Annotated in this window: 21 protein-coding genes; 11 read left to right on the top strand and 10 right to left on the bottom strand. The window is 62.5% G+C overall.

Annotation, left to right across the window (positions count from 1 at the left end):
• Positions 1 to 141: 141 nt before the first annotated feature.
• Positions 142 to 2,814, top strand: a complete 2,673-nt coding sequence (gene aceE, locus ACIP02_RS19230) for a pyruvate dehydrogenase (acetyl-transferring), homodimeric type (protein WP_400619273.1) — start codon at positions 142 to 144, stop codon at positions 2,812 to 2,814.
• Between the two features lie 15 nt (positions 2,815 to 2,829).
• On the opposite strand, the gene ACIP02_RS19225 is transcribed toward aceE, so the two are convergent.
• From ACIP02_RS19225 to ACIP02_RS19215, 3 genes are all read right to left on the bottom strand, one after another.
• Positions 2,830 to 3,783, bottom strand: coding sequence for an arsenic resistance protein (locus ACIP02_RS19225; protein ID WP_400619270.1), 954 nt, complete (start codon positions 3,781 to 3,783; stop codon positions 2,830 to 2,832).
• Between the two features lie 271 nt (positions 3,784 to 4,054).
• Positions 4,055 to 5,308, bottom strand: coding sequence for a serine hydroxymethyltransferase (gene glyA, locus ACIP02_RS19220; protein ID WP_110996555.1), 1,254 nt, complete (start codon positions 5,306 to 5,308; stop codon positions 4,055 to 4,057).
• 227 nt (positions 5,309 to 5,535) lie between these two features.
• The gene (locus ACIP02_RS19215) at positions 5,536 to 9,366 is read right to left on the bottom strand and encodes an EAL domain-containing protein (RefSeq protein ID WP_400619266.1); all 3,831 of its coding nucleotides are present in this window, start codon (positions 9,364 to 9,366) and stop codon (positions 5,536 to 5,538) included.
• Between the two features lie 248 nt (positions 9,367 to 9,614).
• On the opposite strand from ACIP02_RS19215, the gene ACIP02_RS19210 reads away from it, so the two are divergent.
• The 3 genes from ACIP02_RS19210 (at position 9,615) to gdhA (ending at position 13,584) form a co-directional block, all read left to right on the top strand.
• A complete protein-coding gene (locus ACIP02_RS19210) occupies positions 9,615 to 10,031 on the top strand; it encodes a hypothetical protein (RefSeq protein WP_400619263.1) in 417 nt (138 codons plus the stop codon).
• Between the two features lie 301 nt (positions 10,032 to 10,332).
• Positions 10,333 to 12,000, top strand: a complete 1,668-nt coding sequence (gene ettA / locus ACIP02_RS19205; protein ID WP_400619260.1) for an energy-dependent translational throttle protein EttA — start codon at positions 10,333 to 10,335, stop codon at positions 11,998 to 12,000.
• A 243-nt stretch (positions 12,001 to 12,243) separates the two neighbouring features.
• Positions 12,244 to 13,584, top strand: coding sequence for an NADP-specific glutamate dehydrogenase (gene gdhA / locus ACIP02_RS19200; protein WP_400619257.1), 1,341 nt, complete (start codon positions 12,244 to 12,246; stop codon positions 13,582 to 13,584).
• Positions 13,585 to 13,725: 141 nt separating this feature from the next.
• Here the strand turns inward: gdhA and ACIP02_RS19195 are convergent, their stop codons facing one another.
• The 4 genes from ACIP02_RS19195 to ACIP02_RS19180 all read right to left on the bottom strand — a co-directional run bounded on the left by ACIP02_RS19195 (position 13,726) and on the right by ACIP02_RS19180 (position 17,310).
• The gene (locus tag ACIP02_RS19195; RefSeq protein ID WP_400619255.1) at positions 13,726 to 14,223 is read right to left on the bottom strand and encodes a GreA/GreB family elongation factor; all 498 of its coding nucleotides are present in this window, start codon (positions 14,221 to 14,223) and stop codon (positions 13,726 to 13,728) included.
• 67 nt (positions 14,224 to 14,290) lie between these two features.
• The gene (locus ACIP02_RS19190; RefSeq protein ID WP_400619252.1) at positions 14,291 to 14,647 is read right to left on the bottom strand and encodes a hypothetical protein; all 357 of its coding nucleotides are present in this window, start codon (positions 14,645 to 14,647) and stop codon (positions 14,291 to 14,293) included.
• Between the two features lie 248 nt (positions 14,648 to 14,895).
• On the bottom strand, positions 14,896 to 16,749 hold the full coding sequence (locus tag ACIP02_RS19185) for a DUF4105 domain-containing protein (RefSeq protein WP_400619249.1): 1,854 nt from the start codon (positions 16,747 to 16,749) through the stop codon (positions 14,896 to 14,898).
• Positions 16,750 to 16,821: 72 nt separating this feature from the next.
• Positions 16,822 to 17,310: a DUF3015 domain-containing protein gene (locus ACIP02_RS19180; RefSeq protein ID WP_201207811.1), complete on the bottom strand. Its 489-nt coding sequence runs from the start codon at positions 17,308 to 17,310 to the stop codon at positions 16,822 to 16,824.
• A gap of 261 nt (positions 17,311 to 17,571) precedes the next feature.
• Between ACIP02_RS19180 and ACIP02_RS19175 the strand changes: the two genes are divergently transcribed.
• From ACIP02_RS19175 to ACIP02_RS19155, 5 genes are all read left to right on the top strand, one after another.
• Positions 17,572 to 20,010 carry a Lon protease family protein gene (locus ACIP02_RS19175; RefSeq protein WP_400619246.1) on the top strand — a complete coding sequence of 813 codons (2,439 nt, stop codon included), beginning with the start codon at positions 17,572 to 17,574 and terminating at the stop codon, positions 20,008 to 20,010.
• A 162-nt stretch (positions 20,011 to 20,172) separates the two neighbouring features.
• Positions 20,173 to 20,511, top strand: coding sequence for a hypothetical protein (locus ACIP02_RS19170; RefSeq protein ID WP_400619243.1), 339 nt, complete (start codon positions 20,173 to 20,175; stop codon positions 20,509 to 20,511).
• Between the two features lie 199 nt (positions 20,512 to 20,710).
• On the top strand, positions 20,711 to 21,199 hold the full coding sequence (locus ACIP02_RS19165; protein ID WP_003247486.1) for a TIGR00645 family protein: 489 nt from the start codon (positions 20,711 to 20,713) through the stop codon (positions 21,197 to 21,199).
• A gap of 212 nt (positions 21,200 to 21,411) precedes the next feature.
• The gene (locus ACIP02_RS19160; RefSeq protein WP_400619240.1) at positions 21,412 to 21,717 is read left to right on the top strand and encodes a DUF6482 family protein; all 306 of its coding nucleotides are present in this window, start codon (positions 21,412 to 21,414) and stop codon (positions 21,715 to 21,717) included.
• A gap of 85 nt (positions 21,718 to 21,802) precedes the next feature.
• Positions 21,803 to 22,420 (top strand): FKBP-type peptidyl-prolyl cis-trans isomerase, encoded by a 618-nt coding sequence (locus ACIP02_RS19155; protein ID WP_201201723.1) that lies wholly within the window; start codon positions 21,803 to 21,805, stop codon positions 22,418 to 22,420.
• A gap of 127 nt (positions 22,421 to 22,547) precedes the next feature.
• On the opposite strand, the gene ACIP02_RS19150 is transcribed toward ACIP02_RS19155, so the two are convergent.
• The 3 genes from ACIP02_RS19150 to ACIP02_RS19140 form a co-directional block, all read right to left on the bottom strand.
• Complete coding sequence (locus ACIP02_RS19150) at positions 22,548 to 22,793, bottom strand: hypothetical protein (protein WP_003256316.1); 246 nt, start codon at positions 22,791 to 22,793, stop codon at positions 22,548 to 22,550.
• An 84-nt stretch (positions 22,794 to 22,877) separates the two neighbouring features.
• Positions 22,878 to 23,219: a zinc ribbon domain-containing protein YjdM gene (locus ACIP02_RS19145; RefSeq protein WP_400619236.1), complete on the bottom strand. Its 342-nt coding sequence runs from the start codon at positions 23,217 to 23,219 to the stop codon at positions 22,878 to 22,880.
• Between the two features lie 188 nt (positions 23,220 to 23,407).
• Complete coding sequence (locus ACIP02_RS19140) at positions 23,408 to 24,376, bottom strand: polyprenyl synthetase family protein (RefSeq protein ID WP_400619233.1); 969 nt, start codon at positions 24,374 to 24,376, stop codon at positions 23,408 to 23,410.
• 244 nt (positions 24,377 to 24,620) lie between these two features.
• Here ACIP02_RS19140 and rplU point away from each other — a divergent pair, with 244 nt between their 5' ends.
• Both rplU and rpmA read left to right on the top strand, forming a co-directional pair.
• Positions 24,621 to 24,935, top strand: a complete 315-nt coding sequence (rplU, locus tag ACIP02_RS19135) for a 50S ribosomal protein L21 (RefSeq protein WP_003247466.1) — start codon at positions 24,621 to 24,623, stop codon at positions 24,933 to 24,935.
• Between the two features lie 38 nt (positions 24,936 to 24,973).
• Positions 24,974 to 25,231 (top strand): 50S ribosomal protein L27, encoded by a 258-nt coding sequence (gene rpmA, locus ACIP02_RS19130; RefSeq protein WP_003247464.1) that lies wholly within the window; start codon positions 24,974 to 24,976, stop codon positions 25,229 to 25,231.
• Positions 25,232 to 25,289 lie beyond the last annotated feature (58 nt).

Raw genomic sequence — 25,289 nt, 5'->3', positions numbered from 1 at the left:
GTTGCTTTTGCAACATTTTTTGCCATGCGTTCTTTGTTGCAGTTGCAATCATATCGCCCTAGGGGCTAAATTCAATTGCACTTGCAACAACTGGCTGCTGGCGATCACGCCCGGACGCCGATCAATCAAGGAGATTGCGCCATGGTTCAAAATGCCCTGCTTCATGATGCCGACCCGCAAGAAACGCGGGAGTGGATCGATTCGATCGAGTCCGTCGTAAAAGTAGAAGGCCGCCCACGTGCGCACTTCCTGATCGACAAGCTGCTGGACTTCGACGTGTCGCTGCACGGCGACCTGCACGGCCGCATCACCACGCCCTACGTCAACACCATCAGCCCGGAGCGTGAACTGCCTTACCCCGGCAACCTGGAAATCGAGAAGCGCCTGAATGGCTACATTCGCTGGAACGCGCTGGCCATGGTGCTGCGCGCCGGTAAACACTCCAATGTCGGCGGCCACATTGCTACCTATGCGTCGGCGGCGGTGCTGTATGACGTGGGCTTTGACCATTTCTTCCGTGGCCGCACCGAGCAGTTCGCGGGTGACCTAGTGTACATCCAGGGGCACTCGGCGCCCGGTATCTATGGCCGCGCCTTCACTCAAGGGCGCCTGAGCGAAGAGCAGTTGGACAACTTCCGCCGTGAAACCGACCGCGATGGCATTTCGTCTTACCCGCACCCGCGGCTGATGCCGGACTTCTGGCAGTACCCGACGGTGTCGATGGGCCTGGGGCCGATTACCTCGGCGTACCAGGCGCGTTTCATGCGTTACCTGGAAGACCGTGGCCTGAAGGCGCACCAGGGCCGCAAGGTATGGGCCTTCCTCGGTGACGGCGAGATGGACCAGCCGGAGTCGCTGGCGGCCATCTCCCTGGCCGGCCGCGAGCGCCTCGATAACCTGATCTTTGTGGTCAACTGCAACCTGCAGCGCCTGGACGGCCCGGTGCGCGGTAACAGCAAGGTGATCCAGGAGTTCGAGGCCATCTACCGCGCCGCCGGCTGGAACGTGATCAAGGTGGTGTGGGGCAGTGGGTGGGACCGCTTGCTGGCCAAGGACGCCACCGGCTTGCTGCGCCAGCGCATGATGGAATGCGTCGATGGCGAGTACCAGGCCTTCAAGTCGCAGGATGGCGCCTATGTGCGCGAACACTTTTTCGGCAAGTACCCGGAGCTGCTGGACATGGTCAGCGACATGACCGACGAGCAGATCTGGAAGCTCGCCCGGGGTGGCCACGACCCGGTCAAGGTGTACAACGCCTATGCCAGTGCGGTCAGCCACAAGGGGCGCCCGACCGTGATCCTGGCCAAGACCGTCAAGGGCTTCGGCCTGGGGGAGGCGGGCGAGGCGCAGAACATCAACCATCAGCTGAAAAAGATCGGCGAGTCCGCGGTCAAGGCGTTCCGCGACCGTTTCAGCCTGGACCTGTCTGACGAGCAACTCGGCGAGTTACCGTACCTGCGGCCGGCCCCGGACAGCGTTGATGCCAATTACCTGAAGGCCCGCCGCGAGGCATTGGGCGGCCAGGTGCCGGCACGGCATGCCGCAATCGAGCCGCTGCAGGTGCCGTCACTGGCGGCACTGGAAAGCCACACCAAAGGCACCAACGGCCGGGCGATTTCCACCACCATGGCCTTCGTCCGCTTGCTCAGCGCCTTGCTCAAGGACCCGAACATCGGCCGCCAGGTGGTGCCGATCGTGCCGGACGAGTCACGCACTTTCGGCATGGAGGGCATGTTTCGCCAGGTGGGTATTCACTCGCATGTCGGCCAGCTGTATACCCCGCAGGACGCCGGTACCTTGTCGTATTACAAGGAAAGCATCGACGGCCAGATCATGCAGGAGGGCCTCAACGAGTCCGGGGCGACCTCGTCGTGGATTGCCGCCAGTACGGCCTACGCCAACCACGGCGTGATGGCCGTGCCGTTCTACATCTTCTACTCGATGTTCGGCTTCCAGCGAGTCGGTGACCTGCTCTGGGCGGCAGGTGATGCCCGCGCCCGTGGCTTCCTGCTGGGCGCTACCTCCGGGCGTACCACGCTGATGGGCGAGGGCCTGCAGCATGACGATGGCCACAGCCACGTGATGTCGGCGACGGTGCCGTGCTGTGTGTCCTACGACCCGACCTACGCCTACGAACTGACGGTGATCATCCAGGACGGCATGCGCCGCATGTATGCCGAGCAGGAGGATATCTACTACTACATCACCGTGCTCAACGAAAACTACGCGCACCCGGACATGCCCGAAGGTTGCGAGCAGGGCATTCTCAAGGGGCTTTACCGTTTGCCGATCGAGACCAAGGTCGAGGATGGCCAGCGCCGTGTCCAGTTGATGGGCAGTGGTGCAATCTTGCCGGAGGTGATCGCGGCGGCGGAGATCCTTGAGCGGGACTACGGCGTAGGCAGCGAGATCTGGAGTGCCACCAGCCTGACCGAGCTGCGCCGTGAAGCGCAGGCAATCGAGCGCTGGAACCTGCTGCACCCACTGGAGGAGCCCAAGGTGCCGTATGTGCGGCAAGCCATGCAGGGCCATGCCGGCCCGGTGGTGGTGGCGACGGACTACATCAAGATCCACGCCGACCAGATCCGCCCGTGGCTGGATGACCGGCGTTTCGTTGCGCTGGGCACCGATGGCTTTGGCCAGTCCGATACCCGTGAGGCGCTACGCCGGCACTTCGAGGTCGACCGCCAGTTCATTGTGCTGGCCGCGCTCAAGGCGCTGGCCGACGAGGGTGTTGTCGAGCGGGCGCTGCTGGCCAAGGCGATCGAAGCGTTGGGCATCCATGCCGACAAACCGGACCCTGCCAAAGTGTGAGTAAAGCGCGGCGGATCAGCGCACCAGCCGGGGCACTGCCCGCACGTAGACCAATTCGGCCACCAGTTCGAGCAGTGTCTGGGTGATGACGGCCGCTGCCGCCAGGCTGCGCATGTCTTCAGGCAGTGCCAGCGCCAGCGGCAGCACCACCAGCGAGTTGCGCGTGGCGGCGCTGAAGGTTACCGAGCGTGCCTCGGTGGCCGGCAGGCGCAGCAACCGGGCCGAGACGAAGCCTATGGCTGGCGCCAGCAGCATGAAGCCGATGTACACCGGAATCACCGGCAGCAAGCGCTCGAAGTCGTGCAGTACCACGGCAATCTGCGAAGCGATCACCACCACCAGCACCAGGGCCATCGCCGGCACCGGCAGCCAGGCCCAGGCATCGTTCCAGGTCGAGACTGCACGTAAGCGACGGGCGCCGGCGCTGGTGAGTATGGCAAGCGCCATTGGCAACACGATCAGCAGCACGAAGGCTTCCACGAACGGGGTGATGGAGATGGCCACGTTGTTGCTGTCACCCAGCATCAGCGCCAGGAACACCGGCAACAACACCAGTTGCAGCAACAGCAACACGGGGGTGGCGGCTAAGGTCAGGCGCGAGTCACCCTTGCCGATGTGGGTGAACACCACCACGTAGTCAATGCACGGTGTGAGCAGCACCAGCAAGGCGCCGACGAGGATCGCCGGTTGTGCGACCAGCCCACGTGTGATGGCCCATACCAGCAGCGGCACCAGGATAAAATTGGCCAGCAGCAGAGCGGCGACGAAGCGGCGGTTGCCCAGACCCTGGCGCAGATCAAGGAAAGGGATCTGCAGGAACATCGCGTACATCAACACGGCGATGGCGGGGGTGACCAGGGCCTCCAGGTGGCGTGCAGTGTCGCTGGCCAACAGGCCGAAGGCGACGGCGGCGAGCACGGCGGCGAAGTAGATCGGGATTTGCCGGGTTTCGAGTTGCTCTCTGGTCAAGGTGGGGCCTGTGCTTGCTGGATGAAAAGGCACACAGGGTAATACGCGCTAACTAATGGATGCCGCAGTTTTTTGTAGGAGCGGCCTTGTGTCGCGAAAGGACCGCAAAGCGGTCCCGGCGATGTCGGCGGCGAAGCTGCAATCGAGGGGCCGCTGCGCGCCCCTATCGCGACACAAGGCCGCTCCTACAGGGATTGCGTCATGTCTGAAAGGCCGAAACAAAAAAAGCCCGGCACTGGGCCGGGCTTGTTCACTGCAGGCTAAGCGCCTATCAGTTGCCGTAAACCGGCAGCTTCTTGCAGATAGCCTTGACCTTCTCACGCACGGCGTCGATCACCGCTTCGTTGTTCAGGTCTGCCAGGATGTCGCAAATCCAGCCGGCCAGTTCCTTGCACTCGGCTTCCTTGAAGCCACGGGTGGTAACGGCTGGGGTGCCGAAACGCAGGCCCGAGGTGACGAAAGGCGAACGTGGGTCGTTCGGTACCGAGTTCTTGTTCACGGTGATGAAGGCTTTGCCCAGGGCGGCGTCAGCGTCCTTGCCGGAGATTTCCTGCTTGATCAGCGACAGCAGGAACAGGTGGTTCTGGGTACCGCCGGAAACCACGTCGAAACCACGCTCGATGAACACGCTGGCCATGGCCTGGGCGTTCTTCACGACTTGCTGCTGGTAAGCCTTGAATTCAGGCTGCAGGGCTTCCTTGAAGCAAATGGCCTTGGCAGCGATGACGTGCTCCAGCGGGCCGCCCTGGGCGCCTGGGAAGACAGCAGAGTTGAGCTTCTTCTCGATGTCGGCGTTGGCACGGGCCAGGATCAGGCCGCCGCGCGGGCCGCGCAGGGTCTTGTGAGTGGTGGTGGTAACCACGTCGGCGAACGGCACTGGGTTCGGGTACACGCCAGCGGCAACCAGGCCGGCAACGTGGGCCATGTCGACGAACAGGTAAGCACCGACCTTGTCGGCGATTTCGCGGAAGCGGGCGAAGTCCAGCACCTGCGAGTAGGCCGAGAAGCCGGCAACGATCATTTTCGGCTTGTGTTCAACTGCCAGGCGCTCGACTTCGTCGTAGTCGATCAGGCCGTTGCCGTCGATGCCGTACTGGATGGCGTTGTACAGCTTGCCCGAGGAGCTTACCGAGGCGCCGTGGGTCAGGTGGCCACCGTGGGCCAGGCTCATGCCCAGGATGGTGTCACCGGCCGACAGCAGGGCCAGGTAGACGGCGGCGTTGGCCTGGGAGCCGGCGTGTGGCTGGACGTTGGCGTAGTCGGCGCCGAACAGTTCCTTGGCGCGGTCGATGGCCAGTTGCTCGACGACGTCGACGTACTCGCAACCACCGTAGTAGCGCTTGCCTGGGTAGCCTTCGGCGTACTTGTTGGTCAGCACCGAGCCCTGGGCTTCCATGACTGCCGGGCTGGTGTAGTTTTCCGAAGCGATCAGCTCGATATGCTCTTCCTGGCGCAGGGCTTCTTGCTGCATGGCTTCGAAGAGCTCGGCGTCGTACTTGGCAATGGTCAAATCACGGCTGAACATGGCGGTCCTCAAGGATCGGGGGTGAGTTAGGCGGGCATTCTAACCGATTGATTCGCGGCTGGCATATGAAGTGGCATCAAGTCGCGGACCAATGGGCTTCATGTTGCATCCCGCGCCGTGTCTGGGCTGGGCGGGCATGGTAGTTGACTCAAAGGTCCGTTTTTCGGCGCTGATTCCAGGCCTGACGCGGCCGCTCCTACAGGGACTGCGCGAGCTTGCAGGCAGCATCAATGGAACATGAACAACGTCTCGTTGGCGAACTGCGCCTCGAACTGATGCGCCGGCATCGGCCGCCCGAACAGGTAGCCCTGCACTTCGTCGCACCCGTGCTCGCGCAGGAACTCCAGCTGTTCATGGGTTTCCACGCCCTCGGCAATCACCGCCAGGTTGAGGCTGTGGGCCATGGCGATGATCGCCCGGGCAATCTGCGCGTCCTGTTCGCCTTCGGGCAGGCCGTCGACGAAGGTGCGGTCGATCTTCAGCACATCAATGGGGAACTGCTTGAGATAGTTGAGCGACGAGTAGCCAGTGCCAAAGTCATCCACGGCAATGCTCAGGCCGAGGTTTTTCAGGCTGGCGAGAATCTGCAGCGCCTCGTTTACTTCGCGCATCAGGATGCTTTCGGTCAGCTCCAGCTCCAGGCACGCCGGCGGCAGCCCGCTTTCCTCAAGGATGGTGGCGATCCGCGTGCCCAGCTGGCCGTCGGAGAACTGCCGTGCCGAGATGTTCACCGACACCTTCGGCACGCGCACCTTGGCCTTGTGCCAGGCCTTGAGCTGGCGGCTGGCCTCGCGCAATACCCAGTCGCCCACGTCCACCACCAAGCCCAGTTCCTCGATCACCGGGATGAAGTCGCCCGGCGGTACCAGGCCGCGGGTCGGGTGACGCCAGCGCAGCAGCGCTTCGGCACCGGTCAGGCGCTTGCCGTCGCCGCTGAACTGCGGCTGGTAGTAGAGGATGAATTCGTTCTGCTCCATGGCATGGCGCAGGTCGCTTTCCAGTTCCAGGCGTTCCAGGGCACTGGCGTTCATTTCGGCCTGGTAGAACTGGAAGTTGTTCTTGCCCCGTTCCTTGGCGTGGTACATGGCGGTGTCGGCGTTTTTCATCAGCTGGCTCAGCTCGCTGCCATCCTGCGGGCTGAGGGCGATGCCGATACTGGCAGTGACGAAGAATTCGCGGTTTTCCAGCACGAACGGCCGCACCAGGCTGCCCAGAATGTTCTCGGCCACGTGGATGGCGCGGTTCAGGGCCATTTCGCGGGTGGCGCGCGGTTGTAGCAGCAAGGTGAATTCGTCGCCGCCCATGCGCGCCACGGTGTCGTCGTCGTCCACGCAGGCCAGCAGACGCAGGGCCATGTCCTTGAGCATGCGGTCGCCGGCGGCATGGCCGAGGGAGTCGTTGATCGGCTTGAAACGGTCGAGGTCGAGGAACATCAGCACCACCCAGGCCTTTTGCCGCTCGGCCTGCTGCAAGGCGTTGTACAGGCGGTCCTGGAACAGCGTACGGTTGGGCAGGTGGGTGAGGGCGTCGTAGTAGGCCAGGCGGTGAATGCGTTGCTCACTGGCCTTGCGTTCGCTGATGTCGGTAAAGAAGCACACGTAGCTGGCCAGGTCGCCTTCGTCATCGAGTACTGCAGTAATGCCGACCCAGGCCGGATAGTGGTCGCCATCCCGGCGGCGCAGCCACACCTCGCCCTCCCAACTGCCGCGTTGGTTCAGCTGCTTGAGGATATAGCCCAGGTGGCCTTCCTGCTGTTCGTCTACCACCAGCATGCCGGGCAACTGGTCAAGCACATCGCTCACCGCATAACCGCTGACGCGGCTGAACGCCTCGTTGGCCTGGACGATATAGCCCGCCGGGTCGGTGATGAGAATCGCCGAGGTGGAGTGTTCGAATACCGTGGCGGCCATGCGCAGGTCTTTTTCAGCACGGCGTTGCTGGCTGATGTCGCGGCCCACCCCGAGTACGCCCTCGAAGCGCTGGTCGTCGTCCCACACCAGTACCAGGCGCAGCTCGATCGGGATCTTGCGGCCATCGCCGCGCAGGCAGTCGAACAGGAACAGCTGGGTTGGCAGCTGGCTGCGCAGTTGCGCCAATTGGGCAGGGTCGCCCATGGCGTTGCTGACGCGCTCCATCAGGCTGTAGATGCCGGTGAGCTGGGCCGGGTTGGCGATGATCGACTGCCAACCGTTGGCGAAGATCCAGTCGGCCTGGTAGCCCAGTACGTTTTGTACCGAGGGGCTGACATAGTTGAGCTTGAGCAGGCTGTCGGTGGAGAAGATCACGTCGCTGATGCTTTCGGCGAGCATGCGGTAGCGTTGCTCGCTGTCGCGCAGCGACTGGCTGGCTTCGATCTGCACCGTGACGTCCTTGCCGACGCCGATGATGCGGGTTACCAGGCCTTCGGCGTCGCGGGTCAGCACTTGCTCGCGAATGTCGTAGCAGCGCCAGCCACCGTCACGGTGGCGGAAGCGCAACTGGCAGTGCAGCGGTTGGTCATGGCCGCTGTCGCGCTGTTGATGGCGCAGTGCCTGGTAGTGCGCGGCGTCTTCGGGGTGCAGCAGCAGTTCCCAGAAACGATCGCCCATCTGTGCCAGCTCGGTACGGTCGTAGCCCAGGGTCTGGCCGAGGTGGCGATTGCTGAAAATCATTCGCTGGCTCTGCACGTCCTGCACGTACAACTGGTCGGGCACGGTGCGGACCACGTCCGACCAGAAGCCTTCGCGCTCCAGCAGCGACAACTCCACCTGCTTGCGGCTGGTGATGTCGCTGATGCTGAGGATCACCGCCTGGTAGTCACGGCGTTGCAGTGGCAGGCGCGCCATTAGCCACAGGTGCAGCTCGCCGCCCAATGGCGCCGGCAGGCGCACTTCCAGTTCCAGCAGCTGGCGTTGCTCGATCAGTGCGTCGATCAGTTGCATGCCGACGCTGTCGCGGCAATCGCCGGTGCCGTCGATCAGCCGCTGCCAGGCGCCTTCGTGGCAGTCGATGTTCAGCAGCTGGCGCGCCACCTGGTTGACCTCGGTGATCTTCAACTCCAGCAGCAGCGAGCGGCGCAGGTTCGGGTCCAGCGCCAGGCTGTGCTTGAGTGCCGCGTGGTTGCGCAGGTGGTAACGGTCGAGCTGGCCGGGCAGGCTGGACAGATCGAGTACGCACAAGGCAACGCCGGTGCCTTCGAAAATTTCCTGGTAGCGCCGGCGGTCTTCCTGCAGCGCGCGCTGGCGGCGGCGCATGTTGATCAGCGCCAGCACCGGCAGCAGGGCACAGACCAGCACCAGCAGGCATTTGCCGATCAGCGCCGGTAGCAATTTCTGCTGGGTCAGCTTGGCATCGAACAGGCCGCGCAACTGCCAGGTGCTGTTGTCGATAAAAGCCAGCATTACGCTTTGCAGCGGCGCATCGCTGGTGTCGGCTGGGGCATGGCGTTGCAGCACCTCGCCGCTGCGGCTGTTTTCCAGCAGCCACAGCGGGTGGCCGCCGCCATCAAGGTGCAGGGTGAGCTCGCGGTAGTAGTCCGGTGACAGGCGCAGCAACCAGTAGCCGCGGTCCTGTTCGGCGGCCTGGCGCAGCAGCAGGTACAGCGTGCGGTTGTCGGGCGAATTGGTGAAGAAGTACGGTCGGCCCTGGTTCAGCGTGAGCAGTTCGTCAAGCAACTGGCGGTCAGGGCTGCCGGCCAGGCTATCGGCGTGCAACTGCCCGCTGCTGTCCAGCCAGGCCACGCTTTGCAGGGCGGGCAAGCGCTCGCGCAGGGTCGTCAGCAGGCTGGGCAGGGCGGTGGGCGTCGGCGCATTGACGTACGGCTGCACAACGTTCACCGCCTGCTGGGCCTTGAATGCCATGTTCAGGCCCAAGTGGTCGGCCAGTTCCGCGGAGGCATCCAGGCTTTGTTTACGCAGGTCGGCCTGGGTGTGGTTGAACTGGGCGAACAGCTGCCACAGCAGCAGGCCCAGCAGGATCAGGGCCAGCAGCGCCAGCGCACCTTTGATCGACCCGCGCAGGCTAGCGGCGGGCGCTTGTGGTGCGGAACGCAGTGACGACGGATGATTAAGATTGGTCAAGCGTTGATCCTGCGATTGGGCTGGCGATGGCAGGGACGGAGCATGCACGGTGTATGCCGGTGTCTGGCTGCCGCACCGCGGTGGCGCACTATAAGGCCGGACACCTGAAACGGGCTAGCATGCCTAGGATTATGGCAAAGTGCCAGCCGTGTAGACCGATGGAGGCTGCCCGGTGGTTCGGCAAGCCCCTGCAACCTGTGCGAGAATAGCGCCCGCTATACATGACAACGCATCGGAGATGTTCGCTTTTGGTTACTCACTTTTCCTCCAATGGCCTCGATTCCGCCTGTGGGCGCAGCAGTCAGACCCTTGTCAGCACTGCCGTGACCGAGGACGTATCCTGCAAGTCTTGCCAGCGCTCGCTGGTCAAACCTGACGCGGCTGCCACCGCCAAGAGCAAGGCCCCCTCGCTGGCTGAACTGCGCAAGACGGCCAAGGCGGCAGCAGCGCCGGCCGTTGCCGTGGCTGAGGTGGTCGCGGCGAACAAGCCTGCTGCAAAGGTTGTCAGTACTGCGCCTGCGGCTGCCAAGCCGGCCCAGGCGGTAGAGCAGCAGCCTGCCCGTAGCGGTGGCTTCAGCGTGAAATCCGCCTGGGCTGCGCGCCTGGCCGAGCAGGGCGACCGGTGCCGGTTGCCGCGGGGCAAGGGCAAACAGCGTAAAGTCTGAGCTTTTTCTCTGCTGTGCTGGCCTCTTCGCGGCTAAAGCCGCTCCTACAGGCGGCACAGTGATCGAGCCCTGTGATATGCCTGTAGGAGCGGCTTTAGCCGCGAAGAGGCCGGCACAGGCAATAAAAACCTCCCAGGGATCCCACTGATCCCACCCCACCATCGCCCCCTCCTATGCAACGCCGCGCGTTGGCGTAGAATGGTCGACTTTGTTCAATGACACCCCGTAAATACATCCCCCTGGCCACAGCGCGTCGGGGCGATCGTCGATGTCTTTACTTATCTGATTAGAGGGCTTGGTTTTGGCTCAATACGTCTACACCATGCATCGGCTGAGCAAGGTCGTGCCGCCGAAGCGGGAAATTCTCAAGAACATTTCCCTGTCGTTCTTCCCGGGCGCCAAGATTGGCGTGCTCGGCCTGAACGGCGCCGGTAAATCGACCCTGCTGCGGATCATGGCGGGCGTCGACAAGGAATTCGACGGCGAAGCCCGTCCGATGCCCGACATCAACGTTGGTTACCTGCCGCAGGAACCGCAACTGGACCCGAACAAGTCGGTTCGCGAAGTAGTCGAGGAAGCGGTCAGCGTGATCAAGGACGCTCAGGCCCGCCTGGACGAGGTCTACGCCGCCTACGCCGACCCGCATGCCGACTTTGACAAGCTGGCCGCCGAACAGGCCAAGCTGGAAGCCATCCTGCAGGCCGCCGACGGCCACAACCTGGAGCGCCAGCTGGACGTCGCCGCCGACGCCCTGCGCCTGCCGGCCTGGGACGCCCGTATCGAACACCTGTCCGGTGGCGAGAAGCGCCGTGTGGCCCTGTGCCGCCTGCTGCTGTCGGCCCCCGACATGCTGCTGCTCGACGAACCAACCAACCACCTGGACGCCGACTCGGTGGCCTGGCTGGAGCGCTTCCTGCACGACTTCCCGGGCACCGTGGTTGCGATCACCCACGACCGTTACTTCCTCGACAACGTCGCTGGCTGGATTTTGGAACTGGACCGCGGCGCCGGCATCCCGTACGAAGGCAACTACTCGGGCTGGCTGGAAGCCAAGTCGGACCGCCTGGCGCAGGAATCCAAGCAGCAGAGCGCCCACGAAAAGGCCATGAAAGAGGAACTGGAGTGGGTGCGCAAAGGCGCCAAGGCTCGTCAGTCCAAATCCAAGGCCCGTCTGCAGCGCTTTGAAGAAATGCAGTCGCAGGAATTCCAGAAGCGCAGCGAAACCAACGAAATCTACATCCCGGCCGGTCCGCGCCTGGGCGACAAGGTCATCGAGTTCAAGAACGTCACCAAGGGCTACGGCGACCGCGTGCTGATCGACAACCTGTCGTTCGCCATGCCCAAAGGCGCCATCGTCGGCGTAATCGGCGGTAACGGTGCCGGTAAATCGACCCTGTTCCGCATGCTGATGGGCAAGGAACAGCCGGATTCGGGCAGCATCGAGATCGGCGAAACCGTGCAACTGGCCTGCGTCGACCAGAGCCGTGAGGACCTGGACGGCGGCAAGACCGTGTTCCAGCAAGTTTCCGACGGCTCCGACATGATCCGCATCGGCAACTACGAGATCCCGTCGCGCACTTACGTTGGCCGCTTCAACTTCAAGGGTGGCGACCAGCAGAAGTTCGTCAAGGACCTGTCCGGTGGCGAGCGCGGCCGCCTGCACCTGGCCCTGACCCTGAAGGAGGGCGGTAACGTCCTGCTGCTCGACGAACCGTCCAACGACCTCGACGTCGAAACCCTGCGTTCGCTGGAAGAAGCCCTGCTGGACTTCCCGGGCGCCGCGATCGTGATTTCCCACGACCGTTGGTTCCTGGACCGTGTGGCTACCCACATCCTGGCGTACGAAGATGACTCGAACGTGGTCTTCTTCGAGGGTAACTACACCGAGTACGAAGCTGACCGCAAAAAACGCCTCGGCGATGCTGCTGCCCAACCGCACCGTGTACGGCACAAAAAACTGGCCCAGTAAGCCAGCTTAGTGATGCACAAGAATGGGGCCCTCGGTGGCCCCATTTTTGTGCCTGGCTGGATAGCAGTGTTGGCTTTATTCGCGGGCGCGCCCGCTCCCACATAGCCAGTTTTTTGTATACATTTATAAAAACGCACCAAATAATTTCAAAAAAACGACATTTCGCCCTATTCCGGTGCGATTGCTTCTTGGTACATTCCCGAAAAAACCAATAAGTCCAAAACCTTCGGTGAGATGTCTATCATGATCGAATCTGTCGACAATTTCCTTGCACGCCTGCAGCAGCGCGACCCAGGCCAGCCTGAATTCCACCAAGCGGTGGAAGAGGTGCTGCGCACGCTGTGGCCCTTCCTTGAAGCCAACCCCCATTACCTGCAGGCCGGTATCCTCGAGCGCATGGTCGAGCCGGAGCGTGCTGTGCTGTTTCGTGTTTCCTGGGTCGATGACCAGGGCAAGGTGCAGGTCAACCGCGGCTACCGCATCCAGATGAGCAGCGCCATTGGCCCGTACAAGGGCGGCCTGCGCTTCCACCCGTCGGTGAACCTCAGCGTACTGAAGTTCCTGGCCTTCGAGCAGGTGTTGAAGAACTCGCTGACCTCGCTGCCCATGGGCGGCGGCAAAGGCGGCTCGGACTTCGACCCGAAAGGCAAGAGCGACGCCGAAGTGATGCGGTTCTGCCAGGCGTTCATGAGCGAGCTGTACCGCCACATCGGCGCCGACTGCGACGTACCGGCCGGTGACATTGGTGTGGGTGCCCGCGAAATCGGCTTCATGTTCGGCCAATACAAGCGCCTGGCCAACCAGTTCACTTCGGTGCTGACCGGCAAGGGCATGACCTACGGCGGCAGCCTGATTCGCCCGGAAGCCACCGGCTACGGCTGTGTGTACTTCGCCGAAGAAATGCTCAAGCGCCAGGGCAAGCGGATCGACGGCCGCCGCGTGGCGGTATCGGGTTCGGGCAACGTTGCCCAGTACGCCGCACGCAAGGTCATGGACCTGGGCGGCAAAGTGATCTCGCTGTCTGACTCCGAAGGCACCCTGTACGCTGAAGCCGGCCTGACCGATGCCCAGTGGGGCGCGCTGATGGAGCTGAAGAACGTCAAGCGTGGCCGTATCAGCGAGCTGGCCGGGCAGTTCGGCCTGGAGTTCCGCAAGGGCCAGACCCCGTGGAGCCTGGCATGCGACATCGCCCTGCCGTGCGCCACGCAGAACGAACTGGGCGCCGAAGACGCCCGCACCCTGCTGCGCAATGGCTGCATCTGCGTGGCCGAAGGCGCCAACATGCCGACTACCCTGGAAGCGGTGGATATCTTCCTGGATGCGGGCATCCTGTACGCACCGGGCAAAGCGTCCAACGCCGGCGGCGTGGCCGTGTCGGGCCTGGAAATGTCGCAGAACGCCATGCGCCTGCTGTGGACTGCCGGTGAAGTGGACAGCAAGCTGCACAACATCATGCAGTCGATTCACCATGCCTGCGTGCATTACGGTGAAGAGGCGGATGGCAAGGTCAACTACGTCAAAGGTGCGAACATCGCCGGCTTTGTGAAAGTGGCTGATGCGATGTTGGCTCAGGGCGTGGTCTGATCTGAGAGTGCCGGGGCCGCTTTGCGGCCCTATCGCGACGCAAGGCCGCTGCTACAGGAGAGCGCGACAGCCTGACTGATCGCGATCCCTGTAGGAGCGGCCTTGCGTCGCGATAGGGCTGCAAAGCAGCCCCCAGGGCCCTCAACCCTCACCCAAAATCTCAACCACTTCGATCACCTGCTCCCCCACCGGCCTCCGCCAGACCACCTCATCCCCCGGCCCAGCCCCAAGCAAAGCCCGCCCCAACGGCGACCCCCAGTTGATCAACCCCCGCCCCGCATCCGCCTCATCCTCGCCTACCAGCCGCACTTCATGCGCCTGGTCCTGCGCATCGACAAACCGCACCCGGCTGCCAATCTGCACCTTGCTCTGCGACGTTGCCGCCGGCACCACCTGTGCACTTTGCACCCGTGCGCTGAAGTAGCGCAGATCCCGCTCGGTATCGGCCAGCCGCTGCTTGTCGCCGCGATCGCCCTGCGCCTGCAGTTCGCTGCGCAAGGCACTCAGTTCGGCCACGCGTACTTGCAGCTGGCGCAGGCCGCTGGCAGTCACGTAGTTGGGTTGGTCACTGACGCGCCGCTCGACCGGTTGGTCGGCCTGGGCGGCGGCCTGGTCTTCGTTGACGAATGCTCGGCTCATGCGGGGCCTCCTTGTGCAGGAGACCATCATGGCAGGCCACAGGTTTAATCGAATGTCCGTTTGCGACTCAGTTGTGGCGGTAGGCCTTGGCCGCGTCGCGGTCCTTTTCCTGTTGCCAGTCGCGGTCGCGCTGGTCCCAGAAGCGCTCGTGGTACTGGCGCTGTTCTTCGCTGTTCTGCATGGCCTGGCATTGGCGGAAGCCATCGTCCCAGCCGGTTTCGTACGGGGGCTCGTGCAGATAGCGCGGCACGTCTTTGCGGAAGTTGCCGACCATCATTCCGGCCGCCTGGTGGCCGCTGCTGCAGCCGTCCTCAAAGCCATCGGCATAGGCAGGGGGGTAGCCGTGATTGAGCATTTGCTCGTGGGTGGTCTCGCAACCTGACAGCAACAACGCAATGCACACGCCGAACCAGTACCGCGACATAACCACAAAACCCTCCAGTTGATACTGGCCAGTCTAGGTGGCGATTTGTCGGGGAGGTGTCAAAACAGTGTCAAAGAGTTGGTTGGGGCACACTGTGAAGCTTCGGCACGCTTGATGTAGGAGCGGCCTTGTGTCGCGATAGGGCCGCAAGGCGGCCCCGGCGATTTATGTATGATGCTGGAATCTGGGGGCGCTTCGCACCCCGATCGCGACACAAGGCCGCTCCTACAAAGTGCGCGTAGACCTGATTAATAGTGATACCACTTCAATTCCAGCATCACCTCATTCTGCGCCGTAGCCAAATGGCTGAACTCGCGCGAAGCACTCAAGCGCAACCCCAGGTTCTGGCTGATCTCCCATTGCTGGTTCAGGCTCACACTGCGCCGCACCTCGCCATTGGTGAAATAATCACCCTTGGCCTCCAGCGTCATGTTGCCCAGCCCGTTGCGCCACAGCAGCCCGCCATTGAACCCTGCCGCCGGGGCGATGAACTGGGCGAAGTCGTTGTGGTGCTCGACCCGCACCGTGCCCAGGGCAAAACCCAGCAAGCCATCGGCCAACTGCCAGGTACCACCGGCGCCGCCATTCACATGGCTTACCAGCACCTCGTCATCGTGCTTGCCCGGCACCCGCTCCAGGCCGCCGGCCACCTGCCACGACCAGGGCTTGAGCAGTTCATTGCGCGGGGTCAGCGAGCGGATGGTGGCCAAGTCCAGGCGCTGTACCTGCCAGTCGTTGCCTTCGTACTGTCGGACCTTCAGTTGCAGGATTTCGATCTGCGCGCCCAACGGGAAGCCGTAAGCGTTGTCGTTCAGGTCGTGGTAGGCCATGCGCAGGCCGTACTCGGCATAGGCGCGGTCTTCGCGGGTACCCACGCCTAGCTGCCAGGTGCGCGAGTCATGGCCGTCCTCAGGCAGGCCGGGGCGCTCGATCTGCAGCGGCGGCGGCGGGTTGCTGTTGATCGCCCGCAGCAATTCGAAGCTGCGCGTGGCCTGCCCAGGGTCGCGCTCCTGGCCATTGGCCCGGTAGCGCTCCAGGCGATACGCGGCATCCTGCACCAGCGCCTGGCGCTCGCGGGGCAGGGCTTTGAAGTCGGGGCTTTGCAGCTGCGCGGTGTCGGCGCTTACGGCCAGCACCTGGCGCTTCTCGTCATGGTCGAGCGGCTCGGCGCGGGCCAGCAATTCCCGTTCGCGCGAGGGCCGGTAGGTTTCGCTGGCGACCATGCCCGACTGCTTCACGGCCTTCACCGTGTCGGTGGGGATGGCGGTGAGGGGGAACTGCGACGTCAGGTCCAGGCTCGGCCGGGCTACTTGCAGCAGCTCCAGCAGGCGGTACGAGCAGTTTTCGTCGAAGAAGAAGTAGTCGAACTGGATCTGCTTCAGCTCCCATACGTGTTCGACCATGCGCCCGGTTTCTTCCGGGGTCAGGTCCAGCTGGTATTCCCACAGGTCGCGGTTTTCCAGGCTGCGGTATTCGGAGAGTTTTTCCTGGTAGGGCATCATTGCGAACAGCCCCGGGTAGCCACCCATCAGGCCTTTCCAGGCATACAGGATGCTGTTGTCGCTGCCTTCGATATAGGCACCGAAGTTGATCGCGTAGCTCAGCAGCGTAGTGTCGTCGCTGCGGGTGTTGGACTGGTCGATGCGCAGCAGGGTGTGGCCGAACATCGACGACGGGCTGTTCAGGTAGGCCGCCGGGAAGATCAGCGCGGCGCTGTGCGGGTCGATCGACGTGTACCAGGTCTTGAACTCCTGGCAATCCGGTTGCGGCAGGTCCTGCAGGTTCAGTTGCTCACGCAGCCAGCGGGTGCGCGCCGGGAACACGCACTGGGCGTGCTTGTCGCCAAGGCTGGCCGGGGCATACAGCGCTTCGACCGTGGCTTGCAGCTCCTGGTCGGGGTGGTGCGCGCCGTCCTTGGCCAGGAAGAACGCATCGTCGTCCACATAGCTGCGCCAGCCACCGAGCTTGGCGGTTTCGTAATGGCCCAGGGCAATCCAGTAGGGGGTGTTGGCCAGTTGCTGGAGACGGCCTTGATCCAGCACGGGTGCGGCATGAACAGGGGCGCAGGCACATAGCGCCAGGGCAGCGAGGCGTTTGAGCATATCGGGCAACTACTTCTAAACGATGCCGAAAAAGGCGAAACCCGCCCCGGGTTGGGGCGGGAGCAGCAGTGCTTAGGCCTCGGTAGCGTATTTGGCCAGGCGTGGGTCGCTCTTCAGAACGGCCAGGGTGTTGCTGTGGACAGTTTCGGCAGTGACGTCGGCGCTGCTGAAGATCTGGCTGAAGTGCTGGTGGGTGACCGAGTTGAAGTAAACGCGGTCTTCCGGGGCCACGCCAAGCACCACGGCGTAGGTGGTCAGCGCTTCGCCCTGGCCCATGGCCATGTCTTCGGACAGCTCGTTCATCATGCCGTTCATGGCGAACCAGGACTTGCCGCCGTACGTCAGCGAAGCCTTGGTCGAGCAGCCGTTGGTGCCGGAGGTCATGCCGAAGGTGGCGTTACCGGAAGTGCCGTTGGTGGTGGAAGCCAGGAAGTGTGCCGGCGTGCCGCGCTGGCCTTCGAACAACATGTTGCCCCAGCCGCAGTTCGGGCCGCCTGGTGCTTCTGCCATTGCATTCAGAGAAACCACGGTGAACAGAGTACCCAGAAGAATCCGTTTCATAGCATTTGTTCTCTTTGTCTTAACCAAGGGTCAGGGTTTCTGGCAACTCGGTTGCCAGGTCGGGAAAGCATTTCACCCACCCGCGCAGCTTGGAGTTTAGGCACGATCTAAAGGTTGCGTTGTTGATTGCGAAAAATTTGCTGTTACATGACCTGCACTGGCTGCGACATGCTGCGACATAAAGTCCCGTGGAGCCTTGCAAGGCGCGCGCGGGCAGCGCCAGAATGCTGCGTATCTGCCCCGCCGAAGTAAGGAAACCCAATGCCCGATCCTGTCGCTGCGCGCCTGCGTCTCGCGCCTGAAGCCCTGACCCGGCGTTTCTCGCCCGAGCAGTTTGCCTTTACCAATACCGACGATCTGGAGCCGTTTCGCGGAGTCCTGGGCCAGGAACGTGCTGTCGAGGCCCTGCAGTTCGGCGTGGCCATGCCGCGCCCTGGTTACAACGTGTACGTGATGGGCGAGCCCGGCACCGGGCGTTTCTCGTTCGTCAAGCGCTACCTCAAGGCCGAGGGCAAGCGCCAGCAGACCCCGGCCGACTGGGTCTACGTCAACCACTTCGACGACACCCGCGAACCGCGCGCACTGGAGTTGCCTTCCGGTAGCGCCGCAGAGTTCATCGCCGACATGGGCGGGTTGATCGACAACCTGCTGGCGACCTTCCCGGCGGTGTTCGAGCACCCGTCTTACCAGCAGAAGAAGGGCGCCATCGACCGCGCATTCAACCAGCGCTATGACCGCGCCCTGGACGTGATTGAGCGGGCGTCGCTGGAGAAAGACGTGGCCTTGTACCGCGATTCCAGCAACGTCGCCTTCACCCCGATGGCCGACGGCAAGGCGCTGGATGAGGCCGAGTTTGCCCAGCTGCCCGAAGAGGTGCGCGAGCAATTCCATGAGGACATCGCCCAGCTTGAGGAGCAACTGAACGAGGAACTGGCCAGCCTGCCGCAGTGGAAGCGCGAGTCGAACAACCAGCTGCGCCAGCTCAACGAAGAAACCATTACCCTGGCCCTGCAACCGCTGCTGGCGCCGTTGTCGGAAAAGTACGCCGAGAACGCGGCCGTTTGTGCTTACCTGCAATCGCTGCAGTTGAACCTGCTGCGCACCGTGGTCGAGCAACTGGTCGATGACAGCAAGACCGACGCCGTCGCCCGTAAGCTGCTCGAAGAGCAGTACGCGCCTAGCCTGGTGGTGGGCCATCACGCTGACGGCGGCGCACCGGTGGTGTTTGAGCCGCACCCGACCTACGACAACCTGTTCGGCCGTATCGAATACAGCACCGACCAGGGCGCGCTGTACACCTCGTACCGGCAGTTGCGCCCGGGCGCGCTGCACCGGGCCAACGGCGGCTTCCTGATCCTCGAAGCCGAGAAGATGCTGGGCGAGCCGTTCGTATGGGACGCGCTCAAGCGTGCCTTGCAGTCGCGCAAGCTGAAGATGGAGTCGCCGATCGGTGAACTGGGCCGGGTCGCAACCGTCAGCCTGCAGCCGCAGATGATCCCGCTCAACGTCAAGCTGGTGATCATCGGCTCGCGCCAGCTGTACTACGCGTTGCAGGACCACGACTCGGACTTCCAGGAGATGTTCCGCGTGCTGGTCGACTTCGATGAAGACATGCCGATGGTCGACGAGAACCTGGAGCAGTTCGCCCAGTTGCTGCGCACGCGCACCAACGAGGAGGGCATGGCGCCGTTGACCAGCGATGCGGTGGCGCGCCTGGCTACCTACAGCGCTCGCCTGGCAGAGAACCAGTCGCGCCTGTCGGCACGTATCGGTGACCTGTTCCAGCTGGTCAGCGAAGCCGATTTCATTCGCCAGCTGGCCAGTGACGAAATGACCGACGCCGGGCACATCGAGCGTGCGTTGAAGGCCAAGGCCACCCGCACCGGACGTGTGTCGCAGCGGGTGCTGGATGACATGCTAGCCGGTATCATCCTGATCGACACTGAAGGCGCGGCCATCGGCAAATGCAACGGCCTGACCGTATTGGAAGTGGGCGACTCGGCGTTCGGTATGCCGGCGCGCATCTCCGCCACCGTGTACCCGGGCGGCAGTGGCATCGTCGATATCGAGCGCGAGGTCAACCTTGGCCAGCCGATCCACTCCAAGGGCGTGATGATCCTCACCGGTTACCTGGGCAGCCGCTATGCCCAGGAGTTCCCGTTGGCGATCTCCGCGAGCATTGCGCTGGAACAGTCCTACGGCTACGTGGACGGTGACAGCGCCTCGCTGGGCGAAGCCTGCACGCTGATCTCGGCCTTGTCGCGCACGCCGCTCAAGCAGTGCTTTGCCATTACCGGCTCGATCAACCAGTTTGGCGAAGTGCAGGCAGTGGGTGGGGTCAACGAAAAGATCGAGGGCTTCTTCCGCCTGTGCGAAGCGCGTGGCCTGACGGGCGAACAGGGCGTGATCATTCCGCGTGCCAACGTTGCCACGCTGATGCTGGATGAGCGTGTGTTGCAAGCGGTGGAGAATGGCCAGTTCCATGTCTACGCCGTGAGCCAGGCTGACGAGGCGTTGAGCCTGCTGGTGGGCGAAGAGGCTGGCGTGCTTGGCGAGAACGGGTTGTTTACCGAGGGCAGCGTCAACGCTCGGGTGGTCGAACGCCTGCGTGAAATCGCCGAAATGATCAGCGAGGAAGACATCGAGAAGGCCGAGAAGGAACGCCTGGAAGAGGTGATTGCCCAGGCCAAGCCGGCCTGAGTCAATAAATCGGCGCTGGCGGCCAAGTGCTACCGTTCAGCGCCGGTTTTCCATCTCTCTGTGCTGTTCTTCTATGCTGGAACTTAAGGACAGTACAGTGTTCAGGATGGAGACAGCCCGAGGGTTTCGGGCTGAACAGGGCTTTTTGGAGGGGACGCGGCCATGCGCAACCTCAGCCTCACACGCCAGTGCCTGGGCCTGGTGACCCGCATCGAATGCAGCATTCGCCCACTGGCCGGGGACACGGGCATGTGGACGTTGCTGTTCGCCGCCGGCATGGCCGGCGAACAACCCTCCGCGATCAAGGCACAGGGGCCGTTTCATGGGCCGCTGGTAGCGGAGTCGGTGCTCAATGCCATTGTCGACAGCCTGACCCTGCATGGGTATCAGGTGGCCGAAGATCCGCAAATCTGGTGCCTGCATTTGCAAGCGCAGTTGCGGCGGATCAATGGGGAGCGGTGCCGGAACCTGGGGGATTACCAGTTTCATCCGGAGACTTGAGTCATTTCTACTGGCCTCATCGCCGGCAAGCCAGCTCCCACAGGTAAAACACAGGCCGCGGGCCTTCGTTAAACCTGTGGGAGCTGGCTTGCCGGCGATTGGGCTGCACAGCAGCCCCCATTCACTGGGCTTTTGCTGTAACAGGTGGCTGGCTATACTCGCCGTCGCTTTTTTAGTCACCTGATGAGTCCCGAACTTCATGGAACGTATCCTCGAAAACGCGATGTATGCCTCGCGCTGGCTGCTCGCCCCGATCTACTTCGGCCTGTCCCTCGGCCTGCTGGCCCTGGCGCTGAAATTCTTCCAGGAAGTGGTCCACGTCCTGCCCAACGTCTTCGCCCTCAGCGAAGCCGACCTGATCCTGGTGATCCTGTCGCTGATCGACATGTCGCTGGTCGGTGGCCTGTTGGTGATGGTGATGATTTCCGGCTACGAGAACTTCGTTTCGCAACTGGACATCGACGAGAGCAAGGAAAAACTCAACTGGTTGGGCAAGATGGACTCTTCGTCGCTGAAAATGAAGGTTGCCGCCTCGATCGTGGCGATTTCCTCCATCCACCTGCTGCGCGTGTTCATGGATGCGCAGAACATCTCCACCGACTACCTGATGTGGTACGTGATCATCCACATGACCTTCGTGGTATCGGCCTTCTGCATGGGGTACCTGGACAAGCTGACCAAGCACTGAGACCTAGCCTCCGCAATCCCTGTGGGAGCGGGCGAGCCCGCGAACACCGGCAGCGCCGGTGCCATCCACCCCGTCGCCTGTTTCGCGGGCACGCCCGCTCCCACAGAGATAAAGGTCCAACTGACCAGCGGCGTCAGTCATGCCTTGTGTATTCGCCCTTCCTGTACAAAAAATGAGCACTCATGCGTGGTTCCCACCAGCGAGGTGCTCTCATGAACCTGCATCAGCTCAATACCGAGGCCAGGGCTGGCCATGTCGATGAACTGAACCTGATTGCCATCGAAGGCGGTGATTACCTGCTCGAAGCGCGGGTCAAAGGTCACGCCCACCCCTTGTCCGACACCCGTGGTGAACGCTTGCGCGTGCACTCGGTGGAGGATGCCCGCACGTTGCTGCAAAGCATCCCCATGCTCTCGATGAACTTGGTGCACTGGTCGGTGCAGGACGAGATGTGTGGCATGGGCACACACCCGGAAGAAGACCTGAAGGTGCCGATTTCCCAGCGTTCGGCCTGGTAGCTGCTCGCAGCGCCCCAGTGTGCTAGGCTGCTCGCCCTTTTCATCAAGGGCGCGGCTGCACTGCGCCCTGCAGTGGAGCACGACAATGTCCGAACTCAACCTGTCTACCGACGAAACCCGCGTCAGCTACGGCATCGGCCGTCAGCTGGGCGGCCAACTGCGCGACAACCCGCCGCCAGGTGTTAGCCTGGAAGCCATCCTGGCCGGCCTGACCGACGCCTTCAACGGCGCCGACAGCCGCGTCAGCGAAGCCGACCTGTCGGCCAGCTTCAAGGTCATCCGTGACGTGATGCAAGCCGAAGCTGCTGCCAAGGCCGAAGCCGCTGCCGGTGCTGGCAAGGAATTCCTGGCCGAAAACGCCAAGCGTGAAGGCATCACCACCCTGGCTTCGGGCCTGCAGTTCGAAGTACTGACCGCTGGTGAAGGCGCCAAGCCGACCCGCGAAGACAACGTGCGCACGCACTACCACGGCACCTTGATCGACGGCACCGTGTTCGACAGCTCCTACGAGCGTGGCCAGCCGGCTGAATTCCCGGTAGGCGGCGTGATCGCTGGCTGGACCGAAGCCCTGCAGCTGATGAACGCGGGTAGCAAATGGCGCCTGTACGTGCCGAGCGAGCTGGCTTACGGCGCCCAAGGCGTTGGCAGCATCCCGCCGCACAGCGTGCTGGTGTTCGACGTCGAGCTGCTCGACGTTCTGTAATGCCCTCGGGGCCGCTTTGCGGCCCATTCGCGGGCTTGCCCGCTCCCACAGGTGCGGCGTCAGCTTCAAGGCTTGTGCAGTACCTGTGGGAGCGGGCATGCCCGCGAATGGGCCGGCCCTGCTGGCCTCAATTCCAATCCGTTCCCCCAGGGCGCAATGCCCGCGCATAGCAGAACAGAAACAGATTCCGCACCAGCTCCTTGAGCACCCCCGGTTCACTCGAATTCAACCCGCTCATGTCCAGGTCCCCCTGGTCACGCAGTTCGTCGAGGGCTTCTTCTTCAAGCACCGCGCACACTTCGCCGGTTTCCCGATGAAGAATGCGCAGGTAGGGGTGAGGGCGGTCCAGCCAGGCGTCGATCAGATAAGTCATGGCTATTCTCCTTGGATAGCAGTTCCAATGAGAATAATTCTTATTATCAAAATAGCAAGCGCCAATTGGCGGAATTTTGTGTAATCAGACTTTGCGAACGAACTCGGACTTCAGCTTCATGGCGCCGATGCCGTCGATTTTGCAGTCGATGTCGTGGTCGCCGTCGCACAGGCGGATGTTCTTGACCTTGGTGCCGACCTTGACCACCAGGGACGAACCTTTGACCTTCAGGTCCTTGATCACGGTGACGGTGTCGCCGTCCTGCAGAATGTTGCCGACCGAATCCTTTTTCACCACGTCGTCGCGGGTTGCCTCGGCATCGCTGCTGGCCGACCACTCGTGGGCGCATTCAGGGCAGATCAGCTGAGTGCCATCCTCATAGGTGTATTCGGAGTTGCATTTCGGGCAGGGTGGCAGAGTGCTCACTTCGGTTCCTCAAACAAACAGACGGGCGGTAGAAAGCCCGCATTGTAAAAGGTATTTTTGCAGAAGGGATTATGTCCGGACAAAAAGCTTCGCGGGTAAACCCGCTCCCACAGGGACCGCGCAGGCCTCAAAGGGAGCGCGAATCCTGTGGAAGCGGGTTTACCCGCGAATGAAGCCGACTCGATCTGTCAGTGCGTACGCGCGACAGCAAACTCGCTCAGCTCAACCAGCGCATCCCGGTACTCGCTGGCCGGCAGCACTTCCAGGCAGGCAATGGCACGCTTCACATAGTCACGCGCCAGTTCGGCGGTGTACTTCAGCGCCCCCGACTCCTCGACCGCCACGCGAATCTGCTCAAGGTCCTCCAGGCCACCCTTCTGGATCGCCTTGCGCACCAGCGCAGCCTGCTCGGCAGTGCCTTCACGCATGGTGTAGATCAGCGGCAGGGTAGGTTTGCCTTCGGCCAGGTCGTCGCCGACGTTCTTGCCCAGGGTCTGCGAGTCACCCTTGTAGTCCAGCAGGTCGTCGACCAGCTGGAAAGCCACGCCCAGGTGGTCACCGAAGGTACGCAGGGCTTCACGCTGCGCGTCGGTGGCTTCGGCCAGCGCTGCAGCGCTGTGGGTCGAGGCCTCGAACAGCATGGCGGTCTTGCCGCGGATGACCTCCATGTAGACGTCTTCGGTGGTGCTGGCGTCGCGTACCCGCGACAGCTGCAGCACTTCACCCTCGGCAATCACCCGGGTGGCCTTGGACAGAATCTGCATGACTGGCATCGAACCCAGTTCGACCATCATTTCGAACGAGCGCGAATAAAGGAAGTCGCCCACCAGCACGCTTGGCGCGTTGCCCCACAGGGCATTGGCGGTGGAGCGGCCACGGCGCATGCCGGACATGTCGACCACGTCGTCGTGCAACAGGGTGGCGGTGTGCAGGAACTCGATGGTGGCGGCCAGCAGGCGCAGGTCGTCGCCTTCGCGGCCCAGGGCCTTGCCACACAGCAGTACCAGCAGGGGACGCAGGCGCTTGCCACCGGCGGACGTGATATAGTCGCCGATCTTCGATACCAGCGGCACGCGCGAGGTCAGCTGCTTCTTGATGATCTCGTCGACGGCGCTGAAATCATCAGCCACCGCGCGGTAGAAGGTTTGGGGTTGCATCGGCTGCTCCAGTGAGGTTGCGCGGCATGCTAGGTCGCAGGTCCCGGTGTGTCAAGGCGCGGTGCCCGCAGGGCGGGGGCGGTACTTGCAAGCAAAACCACGGTTGCGTACAATCGCGCACCCTAACTTCCTGGGCAGCACCTGCCTTACGCAATTGCGCCGGGCCGTTCCAGCCCTGTGCAGCCATGCCAGCCAATACTCATCATATAAAGCGCTGGGTGAGCAGGATTATCGGAGAAATACCATGTCTTACGCAGTAATCGTTACCGGCGGCAAGCAGTACAAAGTCGCTGAAGGTGAATTCCTCAAGATCGAAAAACTGGAAGTCGCCACTGGCGAATCCGTGACCTTCGATCGCGTTCTGCTGGTCGCCAACGGTGAAGAAGTCACCATCGGTGCTCCAGTTGTTGCTGGCGCTAAAGTAGTGGCCGAAGTCGTTTCGCAAGGCCGCCACGACAAGGTTCGCATCATCAAGTTCCGTCGTCGTAAGCACCACATGAAGCGTATGGGCCACCGCCAGTGGTTCACCGAGATCAAAATCACCGGCATCCAGGCTTAATCCCCTAGATCCCCTGAATTTATTTGGAGAATTGAACCATGGCTCACAAGAAGGCTGGTGGTAGTACTCGTAACGGTCGCGACTCAGAATCTAAACGCCTTGGCGTGAAGATGTATGGCGGCCAGGTTATCAAGCCAGGCAACATCATCGTCCGTCAGCGCGGCACCGAATTCCACGCTGGCTACGGCGTTGGCATGGGCAAGGATCACACCTTGTTCGCCAAGATCGAAGGCGTGATCAAGTTCGAGAAGAAAGGCGAGTTCATGCGCCGTTACGTGAGCATCGTCGCCGCTTAATCGCGACGTCGCTCCAGAAGCCCCGTCATGCGACGGGGCTTTTTCGTTTGTGGTGAGC

The sequence above is a fragment of the Pseudomonas sp. NPDC089408 genome (genome assembly GCF_044749445.1).
GTDB lineage: Bacteria > Pseudomonadota > Gammaproteobacteria > Pseudomonadales > Pseudomonadaceae > Aquipseudomonas.
The sequence above is the reverse complement of the archived record's forward strand: the minus strand, read 5'-3'. Positions and strand labels throughout refer to the sequence as shown.